The sequence below is a fragment of the Xanthomonas sp. DAR33341 genome (genome assembly GCF_003992815.1).
In the GTDB taxonomy this organism is placed as follows: Bacteria; Pseudomonadota; Gammaproteobacteria; order Xanthomonadales; family Xanthomonadaceae; genus Xanthomonas; species Xanthomonas cissicola.
Window position 1 is genome coordinate 128989 of record NZ_QEYV01000028.1, and the last position, 24379, is coordinate 153367.

The window sequence follows — 24379 nt, forward strand, 5'->3', positions numbered from 1 at the left end:
TGAATGACACCTGCATGCGTGCGGTGTCTTCGGCACGCCACGCAGGCTTAGCGGGAATTTAACGAGCGGGTTTCGCCGCCGTTTTTCGCCAATCCGCGCCTTGTTGCGTCGCGACGCGCGCAATGCATCGGCGCGCCATGCAATGCCTGCGCAGCGCTGGACGTGTGCTGCAGCGACGTGAGATGACCTGCGCGGACATATGTCGCCGCCGAGCGCGACCACCTTGCTGCACGCAACATCGGGCCAGGGCGGCCGCTGCATCAGTGCGGTATGCCCAGGGGGTTTAGCTCGACGCCGTGCGCGCTGCGGTATCTCGCGACGTTTGTTTAGCTGCGCTGGGTGCGATGTGGTTTAATCGCCGCCGAAGTGGGGGTACCGCAGCGTGCTGCGGTTGAGATAGTCCCTTCGAACCTGATCCGGCTGATACCGGCGTAGGGAAGCTTCGTCAGATGCGATGGTCCGTGTGTGCACGGGCGATCGGTATCGAGCGCCGCCGCTTCGTCCGCACTGCGACTCCTTCGCAGGGCCAGCACACAGGACGAATGCCATGAATGCCGCGCCCACCGTTTTGCAGCAACAAGCCCAGTCGTTGTCGGAGGCTGTCACCCAGCCGATTCCCGGTTCACGCAAGATCTTCGTGCGAGGCTCGCGCGCGGATCTGCAAGTGCCGATGCGCGAGATCGCGTTGACGCGTACGCCCACCTTGTTCGGTGGCGAAGAGAATCCGCCGCTCAGCGTCTACGACACGTCCGGGCCTTACACCGATCCGCGGGTGGCGATCGATCTGGCAGCCGGTCTGGCACCGCTGCGTGCGCAGTGGATTGCCGAGCGTGGCGACACGCTCGCCCTGGACGGGCTGAGCTCCAGCTTCGGGCGTGGCCGCGAGCACGATGCGCGTCTGGATGCAGTGCGCTTTCCGGCGCGGCGTCTGCCGCGGGTCGCGCGCCAGGGCGCCAACGTCACGCAGATGCATTACGCGCGCCGCGGCATCATCACGCCGGAAATGGAGTACGTGGCGATCCGCGAAAATCAGCGCCTGGAAGCGGTGACCGATGCAAGCTTGCGCAAGCAGCATCCGGGCCAGGCGTTCGGCGCCTCGATCCAGCAACGCATTACACCGGAGTTCGTGCGCGAAGAGATCGCACGCGGCCGTGCGATCTTGCCCAACAACATCAATCACCCCGAAAGCGAGCCGATGATCATCGGCCGCAATTTCCTGACCAAGATCAATGCCAACATCGGCAACAGCGCGGTGTCCTCAGGCATTGCCGAAGAAGTCGAGAAGCTGGTGTGGTCGATCCGCTGGGGCGGGGACACGGTCATGGATCTGTCCACCGGCAAGCACATCCATGAGACGCGCGAGTGGATCATCCGCAACTCGCCGGTGCCGATCGGCACGGTGCCGATCTATCAGGCATTGGAAAAGGTCGATGGGCGCGCCGAAGAACTCACCTGGGACATCTTCCGCGACACCTTGATCGAACAGGCCGAACAGGGCGTGGATTACTTCACCATCCACGCTGGCGTGCTGCTGCGCTACGTGCCCCTGACCGCAAAGCGCGTGACCGGCATCGTGTCGCGTGGCGGTTCGATCATGGCCAAGTGGTGCCTGGCGCATCACAAAGAGAACTTTCTCTACACGCACTTCGAAGACATTTGCCAGATCATGAAGGCCTACGACGTGGCGTTTTCGTTGGGCGATGGCCTACGCCCCGGCTGCATTGCCGATGCCAACGACGCGGCGCAATTCGGCGAGCTGGAAACGCTGGGCGAGCTGACCAAGCTCGCCTGGCAGCACGATGTGCAGACCATGATCGAAGGTCCCGGCCATGTGCCGATGCAATTGATCAAGGAAAACATGGACAAGCAGCTGCGCGAATGCGGCGAGGCGCCGTTCTACACCCTGGGCCCGCTGACCACCGACATCGCGCCGGGCTACGACCACATCACCAGCGCGATCGGCGCGGCAATGATCGGCTGGTTCGGCACCGCCATGCTCTGCTACGTCACTCCGAAAGAACACCTGGGCCTGCCCAACCGGCAGGACGTGCGCGACGGCATCATGGCCTACAAGATCGCCGCGCATGCGGCCGACCTCGCCAAGGGGCATCCGGGCGCGCAGGTGCGCGACAACGCCTTGAGCAAGGCGCGTTTCGAGTTTCGTTGGGACGACCAGTTCCATCTTGGCCTGGATCCTGAAAAGGCCAAGGAGTTCCACGATGAGACCTTGCCCAAGGACGCGCACAAGCTGGCGCACTTCTGCTCGATGTGCGGGCCGCACTTCTGTTCGATGAAGATTACCCAGGACGTGCGTGATTACGCGAACGAGCACGGCGTGAGCGAGGCGCAAGCGCTATCGACAGGCATGCAGGAAAAGTCCGCGCAATTTGTCGCGCAGGGTGCACAGGTCTATCGCGCCACCTGACGCGTGACATGGCAGCGCTTCACAGATCGTATGTAGCGCCTGCTTAGGAAAAATTCAGTTTTATATCGAACAGATTGCAGCGCGGTTCGCAAGTGCCGCGCTACGACCGGGTTGCAAGCGATTCCAGTAGATAAGGGTTTCGGCTGATTTAGCTGAATCGCAGATAAAAAAATCGCGCCAGAAGGCGCGAAGGGTACGTCGTCATTATTCGAATTCGTCGGCGAGAGAGAGAGCCTGACGCTGCCGCCTGTCGTAGGAAGCAACGGGGCATAGCGTAAAATTTGCACCAAATGGATGCATGACACAGTTGGTCGTCGTCCTTTGCCGAATTTGGCGTTTCGCGAAAAGCGCGGGGCGCTCTTTGTTGTTCTTGCATGCCGACGCGTGTTTTTTGCCGATGAGTGTTCCTCCCGTCATTGCAATGCCATCGGGCCGGCTACGGGTCGGCCAGTGCGTGGTCGACGTTGCCTCGCGCGAGGTGCACGCACCTGGCGCAAAGCGTCCGCTGCGGCTGGCGCCCAAATCCCTGGCAGTGTTGCTGACCCTGGCGCGGCAGCCGGGCCAGGTGGTCACGCGCGAGCAACTGCTGGCCGAGGTTTGGCCCGATACATTGCCGACCAACGATGTGGTGACCCAGGCGGTCACGCAGCTGCGCAAGGCGTTTGCCAGCCACGGCGGGCAGCGCTCGGAGCACATCGAGACCATCGCCAAGACCGGGTATCGCTTGATGGCGGCGGTTGTGTGGGAAGCGCATGCACCTGCATCGGCAACGCTGCCGGATGAGGCACCTGATTCGGATGCGTTCGAGCCGGCTCAGCCACACGCAGGCGTGGCGTCGGTCCCCGCGCAGTCCGATACTGTTGCACCACCCATCCGCGCCGCGCGTGGTCAGCCTGTGGCGCCCGTCGCTGCGGAACCGGCCGCTTCGACGCCGGCCGCGCCGCGGCAACGGCGCTCGATGGCGCTGGCAGTCGCCTGCGTGGTGTTGCTGGTCGTGCTGGGGCTTGCGGCATGGACCTCATGGCGACGTGCCCCGGCGCCTGAGGCCGCGCAAGCGCCTGCGGTCTTGGGCAGCCCCAAGCGGCCGTATCAGGTGATTACCGCAGGCGGTGGCTTCGATCTCACGCCAAGCCTGTCGCCCGATGGCGCGATGGTGGCGTACGCCTCATTGACCGGCGATCGTGCCGGCACCTCGATCCTGGTCAAGACCACCGACAACGCCTATCCGCGGGTACTGGAGACGCCTGGACCCGGCGTCTCCGATCGTTTGCCGGCGTGGTCGCCGGATGGCCGCCAGATCGCGTTTTCCAGGCAGGCGCCCGATGGGAGCTGCCGGATCATGATCGCTGCGGCCACCGGGCCGGCGGCCTCGCGCGAGCTCGTGCGGTGCGATGGTGCCGACATGCTGAGTTTCAGCTGGTCGCCGGATGGGCGCGCGCTGGTATTTGGCAGCATGACCGGCACGCGCGGCGCGGCCCGCATGCGTCGCCTGGATCTGGCAACCAGGCAGTGGCAGGCGCTGGACTACCCGGCGCAGGCGGGTGATTTCGATTACGCGCCGCGGTATTCGCCCGATGGGAATTGGATTGTCTTTCTACGTAATCCGCAGCTCGGGGACCTGTGGCGGATTCCGGCCGAAGGCGGCGTTGCCGAACGGCTCACCCATGACAACGCCGATATCCGTGGATGGAGTTGGCTGCCCGACGGCAGCGGTTTGATCTTCGGGCGTCGCGTGGACAGCGAGGCGCGGCTGTATCGCCTCGATCTGCGAGACCACAGCTTGCACGATGTGGGCGTGGACGATGCGCAGGCACCGGACGTGGCGCACGGCCATCTGGTGTTCGTGCAACGCAAGCCGCAATTCGGCGTCTACCAGGTCATTGGCGACACGATGAACGGCGGCTACATTCGACGCCGCCTGTTTCCATCCAGCGGGCGCGACGATCAGCCGATGATCGCGCCGGACGGGCGCCAGCTGATCTTTGCATCCAATCGATCCGGTGCGTACGGGCTGTGGTGGGGCGATGTCAGCAAGCCCGGCTCGGTGCGCTTGATCGAAGGGCTGCGCCCGGATTCTCGCCAGGCCGCCGACTGGTCAGCCGATTCGCAACGCGTGCTGGTCAGCGGCAGCGATGCAGCCGGGCATGCCGCGTTGTTCGAAGTGACCCCCGGTAGCGGCCAGGTGGTGCGACTGCCTGTGCCGCAGCCGCGAGGCGATCCATCTTCCCGACCCCCACCGGTTGCTGGTGCTTGCTGCTGCCGACGACGGGCATACCTTCGCAACGCTGTACGACCGGCGCAGCAGCCCATGGCGCGCGCTGGCAACGCTGCAGGACGTTTCGCAACTACGCCTGGACCGCGTCAGCGGACAGGTGTTGCTGACTCGTCTCAGCGGCGGCGGTGTCTGGCAGGTCGCTCCGTCGCTGGCGGCCGATACCTTGCATGCCGTCGATCCGCAGCAGCCGTCGCGCTGGCGGTATCGCAGTTGGGCGCCGGGCGTGAATGGCCAGCTGCATTACCTGTCGTCGACCGACAGTTGCGCTGCCTACGATAGCGAGCTGCGCAGCGGTCGCGGCCAGTGTCTGGATGCGGTCAAGTTCACCACCATCAACGGTTTCAGCCTGAACCAGCATGACGGGACGCTGTATGTGTCGCTGGCCGAAGAAGATGGCAGCGCTATTGCGTACATGGCGCTGCCGCAGCATTCCGTGGCGCCTGTTGGCGTCATTGCTAACTTATTGTCGGTATTGAGAAAAATCACCTCGTAAGTTCTTCGGAAAGGCTTCGTGGCAATTTCGGCACAGTTTCGTCAAAACTTCCTGACCGACGCCACATCCGGCAAAACACTACGCCCTCTTTTGTACAGGGGGCTGCCAACATGCAACAGGTCATCACTGCAGATCGTGGGCTCGCGCTCGCGCTGGATAGCGCCAGCGAGTCGACATCGACCACTTGTCTGGCGGTCTCGCGGCTCGGCAGCATCCGCACCAGCGCGGCGACATTCACGCTGTGGATTCAACTGCGTGGACGCGCATGGGTGGAATCCAAGGAAGGCCGCTTTCGTCTGCGCGCCGGCGACTGGATCGCCTTCGACAAGGATTCCCATCCCACCGTGCAGGCAGACCGCAGCGCGCTATGCGTGGGCGTCGGTCTGGATGGCGAGAGCCTGCAGTCGCTTGCTGAACTGACCGACGCCACGCTGTATCCCGGCCGTGCCCAGTTGTCGCGCGGCGATCTGCGCATCGCCTTGCGCTTGTGGCGCAATGCTGCCGCACAAAGCGGCAGTGCGTCCGCGCGGCCGTTGCTGTTGCACCTGGCCGCGATGCAGCGCGATTTCATTGCGCAGGAACAGCGTTGCCCGGGCCGCTCGCGCAGCCGTCGGCGTCAGGTGTTCGGGCGCATGCAGCGTGCGCGGCTGTACCTGGAAGGCAACAGCGACCGCGTGGTGCGCATCAGCGAACTGGCGCAGCTGACCAATTTTTCCAGCTGGTACGTCTCCAAGACGTTTCAGAGCTTGTACGAAGAAAGCCCGCAAGCGCTGTCGGCACGCTTGCGTCTGGAGCGTGCCTCCGATTTGTTGCGCGATACCTCGATGATGATCGGCGAGGTTGCAGCGGCAAGCGGCTTCGACAATTGCTGCAGCTTCGCGCGTGCGTTTCGTGCGCGCTTCGGTGTCTCCGCATCGCACTACCGCGACCAAACGGCAAATCCGCCAGATTCGGCAAAGCCACGTAGCGTGACGCGCAAAGCGACGGCGTTCACGCAATCGTAATTTGCACAGGGGCGCTTAACGCGCCACTAACGAACCCTGGAGAGATTGATGAACCTTCGCACTTCCGCAGTGCGGCTGGGCCTGTTGCCCGCCGGTATTGCGATCGCGTTGACGCCGGCTTTTGCCGCCGCACAAGAGTCGACCACCACGCTTGACCGTATCGAGATCACCGGCTCGCGCATCCGTAGCGCGGACGTCGAGACGCAGCAGCCGATCTTGACGCTTGACCGTCAAGCGTTGGAAAAGCAGGGCCTGACGTCTGTTGCCGACGTGCTGCAGAACCTGACCTCCGCCGGTTCCCCGGCTATCTCGCGCGCTGACGCGCTGTCGTCCGGCGAAGACGTTGGCGGTTACTACGTCGATCTGCGCAATCTCGGCGCGCAGCGTACGTTGGTGCTGGTGAACGGTAAGCGTCTGGGTGCGTCGACCTCCGGTCTGCAGGATCTCAGCCAGATTCCGATGTCGGCAATCGAGCGTATTGAAGTGCTGAAGGACGGCGCCTCGTCCATCTACGGCTCCGACGCGATCGCCGGTGTGGTCAACGTCATCACGCGTAAGCGTTTCGACGGCGCTGAAGCCAGCGTGCAGTTCGGCCAGTTCGGCCAGGGCGACGGCGACACCACGCAGTACTCCTTCACTGTTGGCTCGCAGGGCGAGCGCGGTGGCGTGACGCTGTCTGCCGAATATTCCAAGCAGGACCCGGTGTTCGCCAAGAACCGTTGGTTCAGCCGCGATGGTTCGCGTGGTCCCAACTCGACCCCGAACAGCTGGAGCCCGATCAGCCAGAACGGTTCGTGGTGCAATCCGCTGCAGGTCGACTGCGATGATCCGGACACCGCGGTGTGGCAGACGCTCAACGCCGGCGGCAACCCGAACAACCCGGCCGACTATCACCGCATCACGCCGGCCGAGTACGCCAACTCGAACCAGCAGATGATGGTGCAGACCGGTATCGAGCGGAAGTCGGTGTTCGCCAACGTCAACTACGACGTTGCCGATGCCATCACCTTCAACGCCGATATTGCCTACAACGAGCGCACGACAGATGGACAGATCGCGGGCTACCCGTATCAGTTCGGTTCGTTCGGCACTCCGCTGGAAGGCAGCAGCGCGTTCAATCCGATCGGCCAGGATGTCGACTTCCGTCGCCGTCTGTGGGAAGTGCCGCGCGCCAGCGAAAACCAGCTCAAGACCCTGCGCTTCGCGCCGACCTTGAGTGGCTACTTCGACATCGGCGGCAAGACCTGGGACTGGGACGTGGGTGCGTTGTGGAACCGCAACGAGAACACCAAGCGCAGCCGTGGCGACATGAGCCTCATCGCGTCGCGTCAGGCACTGGGCCCGTCCTTCATCAACGGCCAGGGCGTTGCGCAGTGCGGGACCGCCGCAGACCCGATCTCGCTGTCGGCCTGCCGTCCGTGGAATCCGCTGCTGCCGTACAACGTTGCAGGTCAGGGCTCGCTTGCCGACCCGGCGCTGCAGGAATTCCTGTTCCCGACCTTCACCGATACCGGCCTGACCAAGACCACCAGCTTCACCGCAAACCTGTCCGGTTCGGTGGTTGAGCTGCCGGCTGGCGATCTGGGCGTTGCGGTGGGCTATGAACACCGCAAGGAAGAAGGTCGCTTCTCTCCGGATGCGTTTGCGCAGTCGGGCGAAAGCACCGGCCTGGGTGCCAAGACCACGCAGGGCCAGTACTCGCTGGACGAGGTCTACCTCGAATTGAATGTTCCGCTCCTGAGCGATGTCGCTTTCGCCAAGGAACTGACCTTCAACGCCGCAACGCGTTATTCGGACTACAGCAACTTCGGTAACACGCTGAACTCGAAGTTCGGCCTGACCTGGCGTCCGCTGGAAGACCTGCTGGTGCGTGCGACGTATGCGGAAGGTTTCCGTGCGCCGACCATCAGCGACCTGTATGGTGGCCTCAGCAGCAGCTTCGAGTCTTACATCGATCCTTGCGGCGTCGGCGCGCCGAACAGCGTCAACGGCAACGCAGCTTGCAACAATGCCAATGTTCCGCTCGGCTATACCCAGCTCGGCCAGGGCTTCGTGCCTTGCACGACCTATCCGTGCCAGACGCCTGATGAATTCATCAGCGGCGCCAACCCGAACCTGAAGCCGGAAACCTCCACGAGCAAGACCGCCGGTCTGGTCTGGAGCCCGCGTTGGGTGCAGGGTCTGGACATCTCGCTGGATTGGTACCGCTACGAGATCAACGACATGATCATCGCCGATAGCGTCGACCGCATCCTGCGCGACTGCTATGTGCTCGGCAATGCAGAACGTTGCGCAAATGTCACACGCGCAGCCGATGGTCATATCTCGGCGATGAGCTACGGCGTGGCCAACCTCGGTCAGATGGAAACCGAAGGCTACGACCTGGGTGTGAAGTACCGCCTGCCGGAAACGGCCATCGGTTCCTTCACCTTCGACTGGCAGACCAGCTACGTCAGCAAATACGACGAAGCCGGCCAGGACAGCGCAGGCAACGCCATCATGATTGGTCGCGTCGGCGAGCCGGGCATCTTCCGCGTGCGTTCGAACGTTGGCGTGAACTGGTCGCTGGGTGATTTCGGCGTCAACTACACCCTGCGTTACTACTCGGGCATGAAGGAAAGCTGCATCACGCTGGCCGAAGGCTATTGCGATGCGCCGGACCATGTCGCCAATGGCGAGTCCGACCCGCTGCGTCACACCGGCGCCAATACCTTCCACGACCTGCAGGTCAACTGGAAGGCGCCGTGGGACGCAACGATCGCACTTGGCGCGAACAATGTGTTCGATCACCGCGGTCCGCTGCAGTACTCGGCACCGAACAGCAGCTTCGCCTACTACGGCGGCTTCGAAATCGGTCGTTTCGTGTACATGAAGTACACCCAGCGCTTCTGATCCATCGACGCGCGTGGTAAATAAAAGACGGGCCGCAAGGCCCGTCTTTTTTTTTGCAATTTGCTGATGCGATGAGGGAGCTGCGCGTGCGACGCGGTGATTTAGATGCAGGGTAATCGCTGCGCTACTCAAGCGCTGCGGCACTCCGCGAAGAGCGCGCGCAGGAGGTGGAAGTCGTCGAGTGATGCGGCTCGAGAGAACTGCCGTCCTTATTCTCGTGCAGCTTCCACAGCGCTTGAGCGCACTGTCCTGCCCGTAGTGCGGTGCGCTACGGGTGAGGGTCGTCATCACCCAGGCCAAGGCTTGCAATGCGCGGCCCTGGCGCAACGGCTCCATGCAGGGGGGGGGGGAAGAAGCGGCATAAAAAACGCGGCCCTGGCCGCGTTTTTTTCAGGCACGCCGCATGCGACTAACCTACGCCTCGGTAAGCCCCAGCAACGTGTCGGCCTGTTCGCGCCAGCTTGGCAGGCGCGCGATGACGCCGACCTTGGTCAGGTACTCTTCGTCCACGCTTTCGCCGCTGGCCAATGCCGTGGCGACATGCACTGCGCCGGTGACCCAGAAGCTGCGCATGCTGGAACGCAGCGGATGGCGATGGAAGGCCACCGCTTCGATGATGGGCATCGGCAAGCCCCACAGGCCGAGCAGGTAGGCGCCGGCTTCGGTGTGACCCAGGCGTTCGTCGCCGGCTTCGGCCGGGGCTTCGCGCTCGTCGCGCACGCCCGGCAGCAGCAGGCCGATGTCGGCCAGCAATGCGGCGGTGGAACCGAGTTCTGCGCTGGTCGGCGGAAGCACCTTGGCCGCCAGGCGCGAGGAGAGCAGGGCGCGGCGCTGCATCGCGTTGCGCTCGGCCGGTGTGAGCGTCTGGACCGAAAACACTTCGCTGGCCAGTACCAGATCGCGCAGCGTCGCCACGCCCAGGCGGGTCACCGCCGTGCGCAGATCGGTAATGCTGCGGCCACCGGAAAAGAACGCCGAATTGCACAATTGCAGCACTTTCGCCGCGATCGCCGGGTCGCCGGCGATCAGTTTGGCGATATCGGCCGCATCGGCGCCGTCGTCCTCTTCCAGCGCATGCATCAGGCTCAGGTACAAATGCGGAGGCGAGGGCAGCTTTTCGATCCGCCCGATCGCCGCGCGCAGGCGCGGATTGCTGAGCAGCTCGCGCAGTTCTTCCAGGCTGGTGACCGCTTCGAGCAGCACTTCGGGTGCCAGCGGCATCGGCAAGAAGCGATGCGCCACGCCGATGATGCGGGCCGGCGGCGTGCGCTGGCCGCCTTGCGCATCGATCAACGCAATACGAATGGTGTCCGGGCGCAGCGTGCGGATTTGCCCCAGCAAGGTGGCGGCAGTCAGGTCCGGCAGCACCGGGGCAACGATGACGGCGTCGAACGGCGACAGCGCGGCAGCTTCGATCGCCGAATTGCCATCGGCCACCTGCTGCGCCTGCCACTGGTCGCCCAGGTCGGCGACATAGTCGACAAGGTCGGACGGAAGACTGGCTTCGTCCCCAACAAACAGAATACGCAAGACACTTCCCCAGAAGTCACCGGTGACAGACACCGGCCAAACGCTTTCGGCAATGTACCCAATCTGCCGACTGCGGTCACCGGGATCACGCCAGAAGCGTGATCCCGGTCGCCCGCCCTACACGCGGGGCAGCATCACGATCGATGGATCAGGGTGCGTCGGAATTGTAGCGTTCCACCGACTCGGTCAGGATGCGCTTGGCCTCGGCCGCGCCGCCCCAGCCATCCAGCTTGACCCACTTGCCCTTCTCCAAGTCCTTGTAGTGCTCGAAGAAGTGGCCGATACGCTCCATCCAGTGGCTGGACACCTGGTTGATGTCTTCGATGTGCGCGTAACCGGAGAAGATCTTCTCGATCGGCACGGCCAGGATCTTTTCGTCGCTGCCGGCTTCGTCGCTCATGCGCAGCACGCCCACCGGACGGCAGCGCACCACCGAGCCCGGCACCAATGGCAACGGCAGCACCACCAGCACGTCGGCCGGGTCGCCATCGCCGCACAGGGTGTTGGGCACGTAGCCATAGTTGCAGGGGTAACGCATCGGGGTCGACAGAATGCGGTCCACGAAGATCGCCCCGCTGGCCTTGTCGACTTCGTACTTGACCGGCTCGGAATCCTTGGGGATCTCGATGACGACGTTGATTTCTTCCGGCAGATTCTTGCCAGAGGTGACCAGTTCAAGGCCCATGCGGGTAGCTCCGAGGCGTCAGCAGTGTGTGGAGCGCGATTCTACGCGTTCGGCTGTTGCGCTGCAGCGACACTGAATGGGCAATGTCCTGACCGCTGCGTGCGGCATAGCCCGCGTTCATCACGGGTGGCTGCCTGATCGTTGCGGCCCGGCCGGCGGCGCACCCTGCAGACTCATCCACCGCATAGGAATTGCCCATGTCCAGGCTTGCGCGTTTGCTCGTTCTCCTGCTGCTGTCCCTTACCGCCCAGATCGCCGCCGCCACGCCTCCACCCACTTTCGTGGATGCGGTGGACTGGCCCGCCAATGGCGAGGGTTGGGAGGCGTTTATCGACCTGGAGCAGCGGCTGGACCGCGACTTCGACAATATTTGCGGCGATACCTTTTGCGGTGGCGACTTCAGCGACTACCAGCCGCTACGCTTCCGCTGCTCGGTGCATCGCGTCACCGGGGTGGTGCGGAGCTGCATCTGGACCTTCGGCGCCAGTGAGGTCAGCGTCGACCCGCGCAGCGGTTACCTGCGGTCGGACAGCCGGGTGTGGCGCTGCACGGCACCGTTGAAGGACGGTACCCGCCTGGATGAGATGTATCGCACGCTTGCGGTGACCAATCCGCTGTTCGAGCCACTGCCGGGCGGCGCACCGCCGATCTATGACGGCTTGATCGGCTGCCTGTGATCATTGGTCCGGGCGGGACGGGGGGCTTGCCAACATGGGCCAGCCCCTTCCACCTGGGGGCGGCATCTTCGTATCGACGATGGTCGCCGCCAGCGGGCGCCGGCGTGATGCCGATCCTGAGCTGGTCAGCGCAAATGACCGGGTCCGACCGCGCCCTTATTGGCCTGGTCCCTGGGCCGCAGCGTTGCCACTTTCCGCTTGACCTGCCGCGACTGGTTTGGTTGGTCGGCTGCTCCCGTCGTCGCGACCGCAGGTCACGCGACCTGCGGTCGTCGCAGCGTTACAGCAGGGGCACGAGCAATAAGGCCACGATGTTGATGATCTTGATCAACGGGTTGATCGCCGGCCCCGCGGTGTCTTTGTATGGGTCACCGACTGTGTCGCCGGTAATCGCAGCCTTGTGCGCCTCGCTGCCTTTCCCGCCGAAGTGGCCGTCCTCGATGTATTTCTTGGCGTTGTCCCAGGCGCCGCCGCCAGTGGTCATCGAAATCGCCAGGAACAAGCCAGTGACAATCGTGCCGATCAACAAGCCACCCAGTGCACGCGGCCCCAGTAGCAACCCGACGATGATCGGAACCACCACCGGCAGCAGCGAAGGCACGATCATTTCGCCAATCGCCGAACGGGTCAGCATATCGACCGCGCGGTCGTACTGCGGCTTGGCGGTGCCGGCCATGATGCCGGGAAGCTCGCGGAACTGGCGGCGCACTTCTTCCACCACGGCGCCTGCGGCGCGGCCGACCGCTTCCATCGCCATCGCGCCGAACAGATACGGAATCAGCCCGCCAATCAGCAGCCCGATGATCACCGTGTGGTCGGATAGATCGAAGGCGTACACCTGGTCGGGATTGGCCGCCTGCAGGTTGTGCGTGTAGTCGGCAAACAGCACCAACGCAGCCAGCGCCGCCGATCCGATCGCGTAGCCCTTGGTCACTGCCTTGGTGGTGTTGCCCACCGCGTCCAGCGGGTCGGTGATGTTGCGGACCTCGGGGGGGAGCTCGGCCATCTCGGCGATGCCGCCGGCGTTATCGGTAATCGGCCCATACGCATCCAGGGCAACGATCATGCCGGCCATCGACAACATGGCCGTCGCTGCAATCGCGATGCCGTACAAGCCGCCGAAATGGAACGCCCCCCAGATTGCTGCACAGACCGCGATCACCGGCAGCGCGGTGGATTTCATCGAAATACCGAGCCCTGCGATGATGTTGGTGCCGTGCCCGGTGGTGCTGGCCGATGCAACATGCTGCACCGGGGTGTACTGCGTGCCGGTGTAGTACTCGGTGATCCACACGATCAGGCCGGTGAGCACCAGGCCGATCAGTGCGCAGGCGTACAACGCCGTGGCGCCGTGGATGTTGTCGCGCATCAGCGATTGGGTGATGGGCCAGTAAGCCAACGCCGCCAGTACGCCCGACACGATGACGCCTTTGTAAAGCGCACCCATGATCGAACCGCCGTCTTTGACCTTGACGAAGGCCGCGCCCACGATCGAGGCGATGATCGATACCCCGCCGAGCACCAATGGATAGAGCACGGCATGCGAACCGGTGTCGGCCAACGTCAGACTGCCGAGCAGCATGGTGGCGATCACGGTGACTGCGTAGGTTTCGAACAGATCGGCCGCCATGCCGGCGCAGTCGCCCACGTTGTCGCCGACATTGTCCGCAATCACCGCCGGGTTGCGTGGATCGTCCTCGGGAATGCCGGCCTCGACCTTGCCGACAAGATCGGCGCCCACATCTGCGCCCTTGGTGAAAATTCCGCCACCCAGGCGCGCGAAGATCGAGATCAACGACGACCCGAAGGCCAACCCGACCAATGCATGCAGGTTCTGCTCCAGTGGCAGCCCCATGCCTTGCAGCACAGCAAAGTAGCCCGCCACGCCGAGCAGCCCCAGGCCGACCACCAGCATGCCGGTGATCGCCCCGCCACGGAACGCCACATCCATCGCCTTGCCAATGCCATGCCGCGCCGCTTCGGCGGTGCGGACATTGGCGCGCACCGACACGTTCATGCCGATATAGCCGGCTAACCCGGACAACACCGCACCCAGTGCAAACCCGATCGCGGTGTACCAACTCAGGAACAGCCCGACCAACACGAACAGCACCGCCCCAGCAACCGAAATGGTGAGGTATTGCCGGTTGAGATAGGCACGCGCGCCTTCCTGGATCGCGGCGGCGATCTCCCGCATGCGTGCATTGCCGCTCGGCTGCGCGACCACCCAGCGCGCCGACACGATTCCATAGACGATTGCCAAGACCGCACAACCCAGCGCAAGCCACAACCCGTAGTGTTCCAGCATGACCCCTCCCAAGAGAATGGATGTCGTCCGGTCGGGACGAACCAAGGGCGATGCACACAACGAGTGGACTGACGAATACGGACTCGACGGCCGCCTGGGCCGTAATGCGCGTCGCGAATGTTCAGGTGGCCGGATCGCGACCGAGTATGCGCCGCGGCTTGCGTGGCGACCAGCGTGACGGCTTTGGCGCGTCGTTCAGTTGCGGCGTGACAGCCTGCGGCCAACGTGATTCGGTCGACCAGGAGTGTAAATGCCACACCATACCGCGCAAAAATATGCCGCGATGCTCGCGACGCTGTTGCTGACGAGCCAAGCGTTTGCGGCCGATCCCACGCCCGAACTCAAGCCACGCGCACCCGGCACCGCGCAAGCGGTCGGTGCCGTGCACACCTTGCGTCAGATCCCGGAAGCCTGCGTACGACTGGAAGGCGTGTTTACCGGAAATGCTGCACAGCCGTATACATTGTCGGTGGTCCGCAGCAGCCCCACCTGCCAGCCACGTGCACGCTTCGTGGATTTCGCCAAGGCCGCGCCCAGTGTAGCCTCGGGCTGGATCTTCAACGATGTGATCCGTGTACCAAGCGCAGCGTGCCCGTCACAGCAAGCGGTCGTGCGCGTGTGGCGCAAGCCGGCCGACGCAAAGCCACAACTCGATGGCCAGGGCCAGTCGCGCATCTATCTGGAAGACGCCAAGCAGCAAGCCGCTGCCGGCAAGATTCCGCAAGTACCGATGTTCGCTGCGCAGATGACGATGGAAGGCAAGGCGTGTCAGTAAGTCGAGACTTTGCTCTGCATCCGTAACGACGAACCCCGGCCAGGCCGGGGTTCGCTTTCAGTGCATGCACCGGTGTATCAATTGCTTCGACAGTCGCCAAGACAACGCGCTTTCATAAACCTGTCGTATTGACCTACGCCCTCAGCGCCACCTTTCGTTAGGGCGCAACCCACGCGCATGAGTCGCCCGATGTGCCGCCGCCTCAGCGGAGAGTTGAACATCGCTGTGCATCCCACGCGGGGCCGATCTCACCCCTCCCAAGCTGGCAATTTCTTCGCCACCGCGACATTCTTCAAACTCACATACTTCGGCAAGCCATCGCTGCCGTAGGCCAGTGCGGCTTCGCCCTTGATCAATGGGGCGAAGTAGCGGCGGGCGCGTTCGGTGATGCCGAAGCCGTCCTTGCGCAGGAAGCTGGGCGGCATCTTCTTTTCGTGATTGGCCACCTTGTGCAGGGGGGCGGGCACGATCTTCCAGCGGTAGGGTGCGTCGCTGACGCGTTCGATCACCGGGATCACCGCGTTCATGCCTTTGATCGCGTATTGTACGGCGGCCTTGCCGACCGCTTGCGCCTGTTCCCAGTCCGTCTTGGATGCGAGGTGGCGTGCGGAGCGCTGCAGGTAATCCGGCAACGTCCAGTGCACCTTGTAACCGAGTTCCTGCTTGACCTGTGCGGCCAGGAACGAGGCCACGCCGCCGAGCTGTGCATGGCCGAACGAGTCGGCCGCGCCACCGGCATCGGCGACGAACTTGCCGTGTGCGTCCTGGATGCCCTCGCTGGCCACCACCACGCACCAGCCGACCTTCTCCACCACCTGTTTCACCTTGGCCAGGAATGCAGCCTGGTCGTAGGCGCGTTCGGGTAGCAGAATGATCTGCGGGGCGTCGTCTGGGCCTTGCCCGGCCAGGCCTGCCGCTGCGGCCAGCCAACCGGCATGGCGGCCCATCGCCTCATAGATGAAGACCTTGGTGGAGGTATCGGCCATGGCGGCGACATCCAGTGCGGCCTCGCGTACCGAGACCGCGGTGTACTTGGCCGCCGAGCCGAAGCCGGGGCAGGTGTCGGTCACCGCCAGATCGTTGTCGATGGTCTTTGGCACGCCGATGCAGCGCAGCGGGTAACCATAGGCCTTTGCGAGTTGCGAGACCTTCCACGCGGTGTCGGCCGAGTCGTTGCCGCCGTTGTAGAGGAACCAGCGTACGTCGTGCGCGCGCAGCACGTCGAGCAGACGTTCGTACTTGGCGCTGTCTTCCTCCAGCGATTTGAGCTTGTAGCGGCACGAGCCGAAAGCGCCGCCGGGGGTCTGCGCCAATGCGGCAATGGCTGCAGCGGATTCCTTGGAGGTGTCGATCAACTCCTCGCGCAAGGCGCCCAGGATGCCGTTGCGTGCCGCCAGTACCTTGATCTTGCGTGCGCGCGCTTCGGCGATGACGCCGGCGGCGGTGGCATTGATGACGGCGGTGACGCCGCCGGATTGGGCATAGAGCAGGTTGCCAGTGGTCATAGGGGGACAGACTCCTCACATGGGAACATGGCGCAGGGGGACAGTGCCGGGACATTCCCCGGATGCGGTAAGCTGCACGGCCATACGGTCAGCGCCGGCGAAGACGTGAGTCTAACGCCGCCCACCGCAACGCGTTTTTATTCGAAAGTGGAGTCCACTGATGCGATTGGTTCTGTTGGGACCGCCCGGTTCGGGCAAGGGCACCCAGGCGACACGTCTCAAAGACACGTTTGATATTCCGCATATTTCCACCGGCGACCTGTTGCGCGCCGAAGTGGCCGCTGGCTCGCCGCTGGGATTGAAGGCCAAGGAAGTGATGGCACGCGGCGACCTGGTGTCCGACGACATCCTGCTCGGCATGCTCGAGGCGCGCCTTGGCCAGGCCGATGTGGCCAAGGGTTTCATCCTGGATGGCTACCCGCGCAACGTGGCCCAGGCCAATGCGCTGGACGAACTGCTCGGCAAGATCGGTCAGCCGCTGGATGCCGTGGTGCAGCTGGATGTGGCCAGCGAGTTGCTGGTCGAGCGCATCGCCGGTCGTGCCAAGGCCGAAGGCCGCGAAGACGACAACCCGGAATCGGTCCGCAAGCGTCTGCAGGTCTACACTGATTCCACTGCACCGGTGATCGGCTTCTACGAGCAGCGCGGCAAGTTGGCGCGCGTGGATGGCGTGGGTTCGCTGGACGAAGTGCTGGAGCGCATCAGCAAGGCGCTCGGGCGCTGAGTCGGTAGGGGGACGCCCGGCGCAAGGCACGGTCTCGGCCATGCGCGGCCTCTGGTCGCGCTGCTTTCTCGCCGTGATCGCCCGGCCAGCGTTACCCAAAAGAAAAACCCCGGACGTACAAGACGCCCGGGGCAGAATAACGCCAGTAGTAGGCTTGCTCAGAGCCCCGACAGCATGAGCTCCCTGGGGATTTGGCCTCTTGGGGAGTAGGACCAAAGGGATACTGCGACTGGCGTTCAGCATAGTGAGCGATGTGACCGGGTTCGCACATCGGGAAATTCCCGACAGTACGGTAGGAAATCCCCGACACCTGGGCTTGCGTTGGATTGGAATGTCCGGCAACTGCGGCGATCGGCGACAATAGGCGGCATGAGCAAACTCCACATTCTCGGCATCGCCGGAACTTTCATGGGCGGTGTGGCCGCCCTGGCGCGTGAGCTGGGCTGGCAGGTGGAAGGCAGCGACCAGGCCATCTATCCGCCGATGTCCACACAACTGGAAACGCTGGGCATTGCGCTGGAACAGGGATACGCGCCGTCCAATATTTCTCTGGACGCGACCGAGGTGGTTGTCGGTAATGCCCTGTCGCGCGGCAATCCGGCGGTGGAGGCGGTGCTGGATGCCGGCCGCCGGTACACCTCCGGCGCGCAATGGCTGACCGAGCAGGTGCTGCCGGGCCGCGACACGCTGGCGGTCGCCGGCACCCATGGCAAGACCACCACCACCACCATCCTGAGCTACCTGCTGGAGGCGGCCGGGCGCGCGCCGGGGTTTCTGATCGGTGGCGTGGCCGAAGATTTCGGCGTGTCGGCGCGACTGGGCCAGGGGCGCGAATTCGTGGTGGAAGCCGACGAATACGACACCGCGTTTTTCGACAAGCGCAGCAAGTTCGTGCACTACCGGCCATTGGTGGCGATCCTCAATAACCTGGAATACGACCACGCCGACATCTTCCCGGACGTGGCCGCCATCCAGCGCCAGTTTCACCATCTGGTGCGCACGGTGCCCGCGCGCGGTCGCCTGATCGTCAACGGCGAAGACGCGCACCTGGCCGAGGTGCTGGCGATGGGATGCTGGACGCCGGTGGAGCGGTTCGGCTTCGAGGCGTCGCTGGACTGGAGTGCGCGTTTGATCGCGGCCGATGGCAGCGCATTTGCGGTGCTGCATCGTGGCGTGGAAATTGGCCAGGTGCAGTGGCCGCTGGTTGGGCGGCACAACGTCCTGAACGGGTTGGCGGCGCTGGCGGCGGTGCAGGCGGTGGGTGTGGATCCGGCGACGGTGATGCCGGCACTGGCGCAGTTCCAGAGCGTCAAGCGGCGGCTGGAAGTCATTGGCAACGCGCGCGACATCACCGTGTACGACGACTTCGCGCACCATCCCACCGCCATCGCGACCACGTTGCAGGGCTTGCGTGCGAAGGTCGGGGCGGCGCGTGTTGTGGTGGCAATGGAGCCGCGCAGCAATTCGATGCGGCTGGGCGCGCATGCGCAGGCACTGGCGCCGTCGTTGCACGATGCCGATGCAGTGGTGTTTTTACATCGGCCGGAACTGGCCTGGGACGCCGCACCCATCATTGCGCAGGTGCGCGGCGAGGCACGCGTGGTGCAGGACGTGGATGCCTTGCTGCACACGCTGAGCGAGATTGCCAGGCCCGGCGACCATGTGGTGTTCATGTCCAATGGCGGCTTCGATGGTGCGCCGCGTCGCTTCCTGGCGCAGTTGTCCTGATGGTGCCGCTCATGGCTACCGGCGAGACCAGCACCTTGCCGCTGTTTCCGTTGCACAGCGTGTTGCTGCCCGGTGCGGCAATGGGCTTGCGCGTGTTCGAGCGCCGCTATCTGGACCTGGTGCGCGAGAGCGGCCGTAACGGCACCAGCTTCGGCGTGTGCCTGATCCTGGAAGGCAACGAAGTCGGCGTGCCGGCTACGCCGGCCGCGTTCGGTACCGAAGTGCGCATCGAGGATTTCGATGTGGGCGCCGACGGCGTGCTGGTGCTGCGCCTGCGTGGCACGCGGCGTTTCCACGTACAGCGCTCGCGCATTCGCGACAACGGTCTGGTGGTGGGAGATGTCGCCTGGCGCGAACCGGATCCGGACGACGAATTGCGCCCCGAACACAGCCTGCTGGCCACGGTGCTCGAGCGGATGCTCGAACAGGTGGGGGGCGAATTCGCTTCGGTGGGGCCGGGTTTGCTGGATCAAGCCGCCTGGGTGGGCTGGCGGTTGGCCGAGCTGTTGCCGCTGACCGAGCAGCAACGGCTGTCGCTGCTGCAGCAGGACGATCCGCATCGGCGGCTGGATCAATTGCTGGCCTGGATGCCGTAAGAGCTGCAGATAAACCGGCTGCGCCCGCTACACGGGTGCGGGCAACGCTCCGAACTTTCATGTGCCGCGTGTGCACTGTGTTCCCGCACGCCTTGCACACCCATTGATGGCCGCTCGCTACGCCTTTCCATCGCTCCGGTCGCGTAGGGCAATGGTTTCGATCGGCCCCATCACCGTGCTTGCACCGTGGCAACGGCACACTGCGCACGCTTGAGTGCGCTACCGACCGCATCCATGCACTGGATGCGCGCAATGGCGTCACTCGTTTCTTTTGATGGGGTGTGCCTTTGATTGTCGATGTAAAGCCGCGTGTGGCAGATGTGATCAGCCAGGTCTGGCGGACCCTGGCGGTGTTGTTCGTATGGGATGTGTTGATCACCATCATTTACTACGTGCTGCCGTTCCGTGCGCCGGCATTGCCGCTGACCATCTTTGGTTCTGCGCTGGCGTTGTTCCTGGGCTTTCGCGCCAATTCAACCTACCAACGCTGGTGGGAGGGGCGGGTGCTGTGGGGCCAGATGATCAATGCCTCGCGTAATCTGGTGCGCTTGAGCGTCAGTATCCTGGCTGCACCGGAGGCCGGCGATCTTGGGCGCACCATTGCGCTGCGCCAGATTGCCTACGTCAACGCGCTGCGCTGCCAACTGCGCCGGTTGCCGGTGGCGATGGCGTTGTCCCCGCATGTGGACGCCGACGAAGCGGCGGCGGTGGTGGTGCGCACCAATGTGGCCAACGGCTTGCTCGACATCACCGGACGCAGCGTGGAGCAGGCGCGGCGCGCTGGCTGGATCGACAGCATCCAGCAGGCCAGCGTGGAACGCATCCTGGTGGATATCGCCAACGCACAGGGCGGCATGGAACGCCTGAAGAATACGCCGTTGCCGTACCAATACCGCTTCTATCCGAACCTGTTTACGCGGCTGTTCTGCGTGCTGTTGCCGATCGGTCTGGTGGAGACGCTGCAATACGCCACACCGGTCGGTTCGACCGTGGCCGGGTTGATGTTTCTGGCGGTGTTGAAGATCGGCGATGAGCTAGTGGACCCATTCGCCAACACCATCCACGACCTGCCGCTGGACACGATGTGCCGCACGGTGGAGATCGATGCGCTGCAGGCCATTGGTGAGCAAGCGCCGGAGCCGATGCAGCCGGTGGATGGCGTGTTGTGGTGAGGTATCGCGTGCTAGGCCAATGCGGCCTTTGCATCGCCGAACTGCGCTGATTCGCATTCTTATCGTTCGCCTTGAGAGGCGATTGAACGGTGCAAGCAGTTGTGGCGCGGCCAACTGCGAGTTTTCTGCATGGCCCTTGCCCACCCACCATCGCGGGACACGCTGCAAGTACGTCCTTGTAAGCTCTTACGCGGCATCCATGCCGCGTAAGGTCCCGCGACGGTGAGCGGCAAGGACCAGTCCAGTTGGTCGGTGCGCAGAGTGTTCAAGCGATAGCAAACCATGCGACGCAAGTAACCAGGCGACGCAGTGTTCTCTGCTCTTCGGTAGATCACCGACAAAAGTTGGTGCGGTGTCCTCGCCGCTTGCGGGACCGTTGGCGGCATGGATGCAGCCATCGAGCCCCATGGACGGGTTCACGGCGTGTCCCGCAAGCGGCGAGGGCGCCGCGCGCTCGACCAACGAAGCGTTCACCCTGTCAATTCAGCAGCCTCTGGACGGCGCCAGCACGTCACCATCGAGACAGGGTTCAACAGCTGTTGCTGACACCCCATCTCGACCCATCGCGCGATCGCCGGCCAATCGCCTATTGCCCGATCGATCAACGGCGTTGTTGCGGCGGACCCGATGCAGCAGGATCGAACGCAGCGGTGTCCGTCCGCGGCACAGCGTTGTGTTTGTCCTCGCCACGCACCGCACTGCCCGAGGTGCTGTCGATCAGGATCACCGGCACCTGCGAGCGACGACGCTGTTCCATGCGATGGGGCAGCGGGCCGAGTGCCTCGCGCAATGCGCTCAGTGCAGGATCGACGCCGCGCAGCGGGTACCACAGGCCGATCAGGCTGAAGTGGCGGCTGTAGCGCAAGGTCTGGGTGCTGCCCACCCACAGCGGTTGTGCATCCGGCTGCAGGCGCGCAGCCGCCGGCCACAGGCGTAGCACATGCACGTGGCCGGGCGCGGCGTGGCGCACCATCAACAGGGCTTCGACCTGGGTCTCCAGCGTGGCCGGCAGAATCGGTACTTCGTCGGGGCGGCCGCTGACATCGAGCAGGTGCAGCGCCTGTTCCCAGCCCGCCTGGGGCTGGACCCGCCAGCCGCGCGCCTGAAGCTGGCGCTGCAACGGGGCGAGCGGGCCGGCCAACTGGACGTCCAGCGGCCAACGCTGATCGTCGTCGAATTCGTTACGGCGTGCCGGCAGCAGGCGCCATTGCTCTTCCCACCACTCGTGTGCGGGCAACTCCATCAATGCCGGCGGCGGCGGTTCGAACTTGGCCAGCTTGATGTCGAGGTTGCGCGGCGCAAAATAAATGGCACAGCTCACGAACACCCCATAGAAGATCCACGACACCGGCTTGACCCAGAACGCGCGGGTGGCACGGCGGCGGTAGGCAATGCCCAGCACCAGCAGCCAGAAGATGCCGAACAACATGCCGCCGACGACGTCGCTGAGCCAGTGCGCACCGAGATACAAACGTGCAAAACCGATCAGCGAGACGATGGCGCCGCTGACCAGATACGGCCACACGCGGCGGCGGCCAGGCAACTCGCGCGCGATCAACAGCGCGAAAAAGCCGAAGGCGATCGTGGCCATGGTGACCGCAACCGATGGAAAGCCGAAACCGCTGCTGGCCGCAGGCGGGCGCACCACCTGCACGGTGGCGCCAAGCAGCTGGGTGAGCGCCAGGCCGAAGGCCAGCGCGATCACCCAATGGGCCACGGCCATCCAGCGGCGACGCCAGGCCAGATAGCCCATCGCGGCGGCGATGGCCGGCAACAGCACCTGCCAGTCGCCCAATGAGGCCAGCGCCACCATCGGGTAGTCGGCCAATGGGTTACGCAGCGCCAGCATCAGGTCGTGCACGGCCAGGTCCACGCGCAATGGCTCGCCGTGCGCCAGCACCACCATCAGCAGCACGAACCAGCCCCAGCCGAGCAGCAAGAGCATCAAGGCCATCATGGCCAGCGGCACCGATTCGCGACGGCGCGGGTCGAATACGCCGACCGACCAATTCCCCAGGACCGGGTGCCGGTGCGACCACTCCAGCAGACGTGCCAGCAAGGCATCCAGATGGCCGGCCGACCAGCGGTACGAATACAGCACGACCGCCCAGGCAAGCCCGATCACGGCCGCCAGCAATGCAACCACCACAAATAGCCGCCCGGCCACCGCGGCCACTGCGTCGTAGGCCGTGCCCAGCACCCAGCCGGGCACCAGGAACAACAACGCCCACGACACGCAGGCCAGGCCGCTGGCGACCAGATACCGTTTGAACGGCATGCGCGACATGCCGGCGATCGCCGGTACGAACGGGCGCACTGCACCCACGTAGCGCGCAATCAGGATGCTTTTGAAGGCATTGCGTCGGAACAGCAGCTCGCCGCGCTCCAGCAGTTGCGGGTAACGCCGGAATGGCCAGTAGGTGTGCAGCTGATGGCCCCAGCGATGGCCGACCCAGAAGCTCAACGCATCGCCAACGAAGGCGCCCAGGGTGGCGCACGCCACCGCATAGGGGCCGTTGATCTGCCCGAGCCCGATGAGCACGCCAATGGCGAACAGCAACGGCAACGCAGGCACGATGGCGCCCAGCACGATGACCGCATCACAAAATGCGATGCCAAAGATCACCACGCCAGCCAAGGTGGGGTGGTGTCCGATCCACTCCAGCGTGGCGTCGATCCATGAGTTCATACCTGAATTATAGGTGGGCGCGGCGGCGCCTGACCTGCATCGTCCTCACATCGGGGGATTGGCTTCACCTGAGGTTGCGGCCATGCAGCTGCCGCACGCGCTAATGCCACAGATGCGCGCAGCGAGACAGGCCTGCCGCCTACAATGGGGGATGAGTCACGACCCTGCAGCCAATCTGCCGCTGAAGTCCGATACGTTCGGGCGCATTCTGTTGGTCCGCGATGGCGAACGCTTGTTCGTGCGTCGCGATGTTGGCGTGGCGCCGTGGCTGTTGCGCGGCGTGGCCTGGTGGCTGGCACGGCGCGAGGCGCTGGCCTTGCGCCAACTGGATGACGTGCCGCGCACACCGCGCCTGCTGCACTGGGACGGGCGGCACCTGGATCGCAGCTATCTGGACGGCGCTGCGATGTACCAGCGTCCGCCGCGCGGTGATCTGGCCTACTTCCGCAGCGCGCGCAGGCTGCTGCAGCAGCTGCATCGCCGCGGCGTGGCGCACAACGATCTGGCCAAGGAAGCCAACTGGCTGGTGCAGGAGGACGGCAGCCCGGCGGTGATCGATTTCCAGCTGGCGGTGCGCGGCAACCCGCGCGCGCGCTGGATGCGTCTGCTTGCCCGCGAGGATCTGCGCCACCTCCTCAAGCACAAGCGCATGTACTGCCCGGCCGCACTGACCCCGGTGGAACGCCGCGTGCTCAAGCGCACCTCCTGGGTCCGCGAGCTGTGGTTTGCCACCGGCAAACCGGTCTACCGCTTCGTGACCCGCCGCGTGCTGCACTGGGAAGACAACGAAGGGCAGGGGCCGAAGCCCTGAACGGCCGGGAATTGGGAATCGGGAATGGGGAATCGAAGAGCGCACCGTGCGAGCTGTTCGTTCGGCGCCTGCGGAACGGTTGAGGCGCTA

15 protein-coding genes, 1 pseudogene and 1 riboswitch are annotated in these 24379 nt (G+C 64.2%); of the genes and pseudogenes, 11 read left to right on the top strand and 5 right to left on the bottom strand.

Annotated features, from left to right (window positions below; all coding sequences use genetic code 11):
• Positions 1 to 358: 358 nt before the first annotated feature.
• Positions 359 to 456: riboswitch (TPP riboswitch) on the top strand.
• Positions 457 to 547: 91 nt separating this feature from the next.
• The 4 genes and pseudogenes from thiC to EO156_RS13630 all read left to right on the top strand — a co-directional run bounded on the left by thiC (position 548) and on the right by EO156_RS13630 (position 9089).
• A complete protein-coding gene (gene thiC / locus EO156_RS13615) occupies positions 548 to 2425 on the top strand; it encodes a phosphomethylpyrimidine synthase ThiC (RefSeq protein ID WP_011052285.1) in 1878 nt (625 codons plus the stop codon).
• Between the two features lie 421 nt (positions 2426 to 2846).
• Positions 2847 to 5193, top strand: a pseudogene (locus EO156_RS13620) (winged helix-turn-helix domain-containing protein).
• 110 nt (positions 5194 to 5303) lie between these two features.
• Positions 5304 to 6197 (top strand): helix-turn-helix transcriptional regulator, encoded by an 894-nt coding sequence (locus EO156_RS13625; RefSeq protein ID WP_003483324.1) that lies wholly within the window; start codon positions 5304 to 5306, stop codon positions 6195 to 6197.
• Positions 6198 to 6245: 48 nt separating this feature from the next.
• Positions 6246 to 9089 (top strand): TonB-dependent receptor, encoded by a 2844-nt coding sequence (locus tag EO156_RS13630; RefSeq protein WP_016851059.1) that lies wholly within the window; start codon positions 6246 to 6248, stop codon positions 9087 to 9089.
• A gap of 414 nt (positions 9090 to 9503) precedes the next feature.
• On the opposite strand, the gene EO156_RS13635 is transcribed toward EO156_RS13630, so the two are convergent.
• Positions 9504 to 10652, bottom strand: coding sequence for an HDOD domain-containing protein (locus EO156_RS13635; protein WP_011052282.1), 1149 nt, complete (start codon positions 10650 to 10652; stop codon positions 9504 to 9506).
• 115 nt (positions 10653 to 10767) lie between these two features.
• The gene (ppa, locus tag EO156_RS13640) at positions 10768 to 11304 is read right to left on the bottom strand and encodes an inorganic diphosphatase (RefSeq protein ID WP_005911986.1); all 537 of its coding nucleotides are present in this window, start codon (positions 11302 to 11304) and stop codon (positions 10768 to 10770) included.
• Between the two features lie 197 nt (positions 11305 to 11501).
• Here ppa and EO156_RS13645 point away from each other — a divergent pair, with 197 nt between their 5' ends.
• Positions 11502 to 11981: a hypothetical protein gene (locus EO156_RS13645; RefSeq protein WP_005911984.1), complete on the top strand. Its 480-nt coding sequence runs from the start codon at positions 11502 to 11504 to the stop codon at positions 11979 to 11981.
• Between the two features lie 280 nt (positions 11982 to 12261).
• Here the strand turns inward: EO156_RS13645 and EO156_RS13650 are convergent, their stop codons facing one another.
• The gene (locus EO156_RS13650; RefSeq protein WP_016851060.1) at positions 12262 to 14289 is read right to left on the bottom strand and encodes a sodium-translocating pyrophosphatase; all 2028 of its coding nucleotides are present in this window, start codon (positions 14287 to 14289) and stop codon (positions 12262 to 12264) included.
• Between the two features lie 250 nt (positions 14290 to 14539).
• On the opposite strand from EO156_RS13650, the gene EO156_RS13655 reads away from it, so the two are divergent.
• Entirely contained in the window at positions 14540 to 15064 is a 525-nt protein-coding gene (locus EO156_RS13655) for a hypothetical protein (RefSeq protein ID WP_005921697.1), read from the top strand.
• A 248-nt stretch (positions 15065 to 15312) separates the two neighbouring features.
• Here the strand turns inward: EO156_RS13655 and EO156_RS13660 are convergent, their stop codons facing one another.
• Positions 15313 to 16569: a 6-phosphofructokinase gene (locus tag EO156_RS13660; protein ID WP_005911979.1), complete on the bottom strand. Its 1257-nt coding sequence runs from the start codon at positions 16567 to 16569 to the stop codon at positions 15313 to 15315.
• A gap of 160 nt (positions 16570 to 16729) precedes the next feature.
• Here EO156_RS13660 and EO156_RS13665 point away from each other — a divergent pair, with 160 nt between their 5' ends.
• The 4 genes from EO156_RS13665 (at position 16730) to EO156_RS13680 (ending at position 20789) form a co-directional block, all read left to right on the top strand.
• Positions 16730 to 17293 (top strand): adenylate kinase, encoded by a 564-nt coding sequence (locus tag EO156_RS13665; RefSeq protein ID WP_003483308.1) that lies wholly within the window; start codon positions 16730 to 16732, stop codon positions 17291 to 17293.
• A 360-nt stretch (positions 17294 to 17653) separates the two neighbouring features.
• Positions 17654 to 19021 (top strand): UDP-N-acetylmuramate:L-alanyl-gamma-D-glutamyl-meso-diaminopimelate ligase, encoded by a 1368-nt coding sequence (gene mpl, locus EO156_RS13670; RefSeq protein WP_026007217.1) that lies wholly within the window; start codon positions 17654 to 17656, stop codon positions 19019 to 19021.
• On the top strand, positions 19021 to 19617 hold the full coding sequence (locus tag EO156_RS13675) for an LON peptidase substrate-binding domain-containing protein (RefSeq protein ID WP_016851062.1): 597 nt from the start codon (positions 19021 to 19023) through the stop codon (positions 19615 to 19617). Before mpl ends, EO156_RS13675 begins: the two co-directional genes overlap by 1 nt.
• Before the next feature lie 287 nt (positions 19618 to 19904).
• Complete coding sequence (locus EO156_RS13680) at positions 19905 to 20789, top strand: bestrophin family ion channel (RefSeq protein ID WP_005911976.1); 885 nt, start codon at positions 19905 to 19907, stop codon at positions 20787 to 20789.
• 601 nt (positions 20790 to 21390) lie between these two features.
• Here the strand turns inward: EO156_RS13680 and EO156_RS13685 are convergent.
• Positions 21391 to 23478, bottom strand: a complete 2088-nt coding sequence (locus EO156_RS13685; protein ID WP_016851064.1) for a bifunctional DedA family/phosphatase PAP2 family protein — start codon at positions 23476 to 23478, stop codon at positions 21391 to 21393.
• A 151-nt stretch (positions 23479 to 23629) separates the two neighbouring features.
• Between EO156_RS13685 and EO156_RS13690 the strand changes: the two genes are divergently transcribed.
• The gene (locus EO156_RS13690; protein ID WP_003486076.1) at positions 23630 to 24289 is read left to right on the top strand and encodes a serine/threonine-protein kinase; all 660 of its coding nucleotides are present in this window, start codon (positions 23630 to 23632) and stop codon (positions 24287 to 24289) included.
• The last annotated feature ends 90 nt before the right edge of the window (positions 24290 to 24379 follow it).